The sequence below is a fragment of the Longimicrobiales bacterium genome (genome assembly GCA_035764935.1).
Taxonomy (GTDB): domain Bacteria; phylum Gemmatimonadota; class Gemmatimonadetes; order Longimicrobiales; family RSA9; genus DASTYK01.
In genome coordinates this window covers 1-3,635 of the sequence record DASTYK010000128.1, presented here as the reverse complement: position 1 = coordinate 3,635, position 3,635 = coordinate 1, and the positions used below count along the sequence as shown (strand labels likewise).

Annotated in this window: 4 protein-coding genes; 3 read left to right on the top strand and 1 reads right to left on the bottom strand. The window is 68.7% G+C overall.

All coding sequences use genetic code 11. The annotated features are described in order from the left end of the window. Window positions 1-377: 377 nt before the first annotated feature. Entirely contained in the window at window positions 378-578 is a 201-nt protein-coding gene (locus VFU06_10295) for a hypothetical protein (GenBank protein ID HEU5209794.1), read from the bottom strand. 187 nt (window positions 579-765) lie between these two features. Here VFU06_10295 and VFU06_10290 point away from each other — a divergent pair, with 187 nt between their 5' ends. The 3 genes from VFU06_10290 to VFU06_10280 form a co-directional block, all read left to right on the top strand. Next, a complete protein-coding gene (locus VFU06_10290; protein ID HEU5209793.1) occupies window positions 766-2,358 on the top strand; it encodes a hydantoinase B/oxoprolinase family protein in 1,593 nt (530 codons plus the stop codon). Beyond that, the gene (locus tag VFU06_10285) at window positions 2,358-3,095 is read left to right on the top strand and encodes an alpha/beta fold hydrolase (protein ID HEU5209792.1); all 738 of its coding nucleotides are present in this window, start codon (window positions 2,358-2,360) and stop codon (window positions 3,093-3,095) included. The genes VFU06_10290 and VFU06_10285 overlap by 1 nt, the downstream gene beginning before the upstream one ends. Beyond that, window positions 3,092-3,635: alpha/beta fold hydrolase (locus VFU06_10280; protein HEU5209791.1), on the top strand; the 544-nt coding region annotated here is incomplete at its 3' end. The genes VFU06_10285 and VFU06_10280, both read left to right, overlap by 4 nt.

Sequence of the window (3,635 nt, the reverse complement as noted above, 5' to 3'; positions counted from 1 at the left end):
CCTGCGCCGATCGCACTCACGTTTCGTTCTGCGCTTCCCTGCCGTTCCGTCGAACTGCGTTGCCGGTGATTCGAGGACCCACGAACATATGCGCGCGCGCAAGGGTGCGCCACATGCGTGCGCGAGGGGGAACCATACGCGAAAGGACCGCCCTTCGGCGGTCCCCTTCACAGCGCATCCGGCAGGCGCCGATCCATCCGACCGGCACCCGCGTGCACCGCTGACTGCAACTCCTTCACGCCTGCCGGTTCGCGCGGCCCAGGCGCCACTGCATCTCTCGCCGGTCGGCCCGCCCAGCGTACTGCATCCTCACACGCGGGCTCGACACGGCCCAGGCGCTACGGCTTCGCCTGTTGCTGAAGAGCGGCATCAGCGACTCAGGCCGCCGTGGCCGTCTCCTCCTGCGTGTTGAGTGCCGTGTGCTGCCCCCCGTGCGGGATGACTGGCTGGCAGAAGCGCATGCCCAGCTCGCGGAGCTGGTCGATGTCCTGCTTTGTCAGGTCGGGGTAGCGCTCGTTCATGAACTGCAGCGTATCTTCCATCCATTCCGACTGCTCGTCCGGTAGCGCATCGATCACGCCGCACTGCCGGATCGCACTGAACAGCTCGTCCCGTGCGCGATCAGCTGATCTCGGTTCGGACCGGGGCCGTACCTTGTTTCTGGCCAACAGCGACCTCCCTGGTTCTGGTGAGTCTGCGCGGTCCCCGCCTCGCGAACGGGCGCACCACGCCATCAGCCGTGAAATATAGCGGAAAACTGCGTTCATGGAAACCCTGACCGACCGGATCGACCCGGTCCGCCTCGAAATCTTCCGCCACCTCTTCACTGCGCTGACGGAAGAGATGGGTGCAGCGCTTCGCCGCGCGGCGCATTCGCCCAACATCACGGAACGGCGCGATTACTCGTGCGCGCTTTTCGATGCTGCCGGCCGCCCCGTGGCGCAGGGTGATCACATGCCGGTCCACCTGGGCGCCATGCCGATGAGCGTAGCTGCGGCGCTCGGGCGGTGTGCCCCCCTCGAGCCGGGCGACGTCGTTGTGCTCAACGATCCCTTCGCGGGCGGGACGCACCTTCCCGACATCACGCTGGTCACCTGCCTGCACCACGGGGGCGTTCCCATCGCCTACCTGGCCGCGCGGGCGCACCACGCGGACGTTGGCGGCATGGCGGCCGGCTCGATGCCACTGGCCCGCGAGATCTACCAGGAGGGGCTGCGGATTCCGCCGGTGCGGCTGGTGCGCGCGGGCGAGCGCTTGGAGGATATCTGGCGCCTGCTGCTCGCGAATGTCCGCACGCCCGAGGAGCGCGCTGGCGACCTCGCCGCGCAGCTGGGCGCGCTGCACGCAGGAGCGCTGCGCCTGCTGGAGATCGTGGAGCGCCATGGTGAGGACGAGGTGCGGAGCGCGATGGCTGCGCTGCTCGAGTACGCTGAGCGGCTCGTTCGTGCCGGCATCGCCCTGATCCCGGACGGTGAGTACATGGCGGAGGATGCGCTCGAGGACGACGGCTTCCTCAACGGCCCATTGCCGATCCGCGTGCGAGTGAGTGTCGCGGGTGAAGCGATGCGCGTCGACTTCTCTGGCTGCGCAGCGCAGACGGAGGGCGGCGTCAATGCAGTCGCAGCCATTACCGTCGCTGCGACACGCTACGTGGTGCGCTGCATCGTGGAGGCGCTGCTCGGGCAGCCGCTGCCCGCGGGTGGTGGTGAGATGCGGAGTGTGACAATCGACGTTTCGGCCGGCAGCATTGTCGCTGCCACGGCGCCGGCAAGCGTTGCGGCGGGGAATGTGGAGACATCGCAGCGTATCACCGACGTGCTGCTGCTTGCGTTCGCACAGGCACTGCCCGATGTGGTGCCTGCACAGTCGCAGGGCACCATGAACAACCTTGCGATCGGTGGCATCGACCCCCGCACCAACGCGCCGTTCGCGTACTACGAGACAATGGCCGGCGGCATGGGCGGTGGTCCGCGAGGTGCGGGTCTCTCGGCCGTGCACGTCCACATGACCAACTCCCGCAACACCCCTGTCGAGGCGCTCGAGCATGCATACCCGGTGCGGGTGCTGCGATACGGGATTCGCCGCGGCACCGGGGGCGCAGGCTCGCGGCCCGGCGGCGACGGCGTCCAGCGGGATATCGAGCTGTTGTGTGATGCGGACGTGAGTCTGCTGACGGAGCGGCGCAGCACGGCCCCGCGAGGCGCACACGGCGGCTGCGACGGCGCGACGGGCGAGAACGTGCGCATCGCTGCAGACGGCACTGTCGGGCAGCTCGCTGCGAAATGCACGATCCGCGGCCGCGCGGGCGACGTCTTCAGCATCCGCTCGCCCGGCGGCGGCGGCTGGGGCACGGCGTGATGGTACAGCGCGTCACGCGCGTGGGGTCGTTCCGCGTGTACTCAGAGCATACCGGCAGTGGCGAGCCGGTGGTTCTGCTGCACGGCCTGTCGGGCTCACAACGGTGGTGGCGCTACACGGTGCCGGCGCTGGCCCGGGAATACGAGGTGCACGTGCTGGACCTCGTGGGTCACGGTCGCAGCAGGCGGGCGCCACGTCAGCCGACGATTGCCGAGATGGCCACGCTCGTCCGCGAATGGATGACGCAGCTCGGGATCGAGCGCCCGCACCTGGTCGGACATTCCATGGGTGGCCAGATCGCAATCCACGTCGCGGCCGGCGACCTGCCGCTCCGCTCCCTGACTCTCGTCGCAGCGGCCGGCCTGCCGCGCCCGCTCACGCTGCGCGAGATGACCCGCTTCATGGCGGGCGTTCTGCCGCCTCGCTCCTGGGGCGTGCCGCACTTCATCCCGACGATATGGATCGACGCCCTGCGTGCGGGACCGCGCTCACTGCTGCGCGCAGGACTGCATGTGCTGAACGACGACGTGACTCCGCTGCTCGCCCGCATCCGCGCTCCCGTGCTCGTTGTCTGGGGCGCGCTCGATCCGCTTCTCCCCCCGGACCACGGACGCCGAATCGCAGACGCCGTTCCCGGTGCGCGGCTCGTCGTGATGGAAGACGCGGCACACAACGTCATGTGTGACCGACCCACCGAGTTCAATCATCTGCTCCTCGATTTTCTCGCGCGCGCATGACGCTGCACCGTCACGAGGCGCTGCTCGGCACGAAACGCGTGCGCTGGCGCGAAGCCGGCCAGGGCAGTGCAGTCGTGCTCGTGCCGGGCCTGGGCCTGAGCGGACGATTCTACAAGCACAACGCGCCCGCGATCGCCGCAGCCGGGTATCGCTTCATCGTTCCCGACATGCCCTCGCTCGGTGGAACGCACGGGCCGCATACGGGAGTGGGTGTCGAGGGCAGCGCACGCTTCCTGCTCTCGTTTCTCGACCTGCTCGGTCTGCAGCACGTCCACTGGATCGGTCATTCGCTCGGTGCGCAGCACGCACTGCGCGCCGGTGTGCTCGATCCAGCACGCGCACGCTCGATGTGTCTGGCCGGGCCCACCGGTGGACACAGGCGGCGCGCAGCGCGAATCGTTCACCAGGCAGCCGGCATTGCGCACGAGGCGGTGATTGCGGGACCGCGTGTCGTCGGTGCCGTGCTGCGCGACTACGTGCGCGTTTCACCGCTCGCGTACCTGAGTACGTGGCTGCGCGCATCGCCCGACGAGCCGGACA

Coding starts and splice junctions, on each gene's coding strand:
- VFU06_10285 (HEU5209792.1), top strand. CDS start 2,358: ATGGTACAGCGCGTCACGCGCGTGGGGTCGTTCCGCGTGTACTCAGAG.
- VFU06_10290 (HEU5209793.1), top strand. CDS start 766: ATGGAAACCCTGACCGACCGGATCGACCCGGTCCGCCTCGAAATCTTC.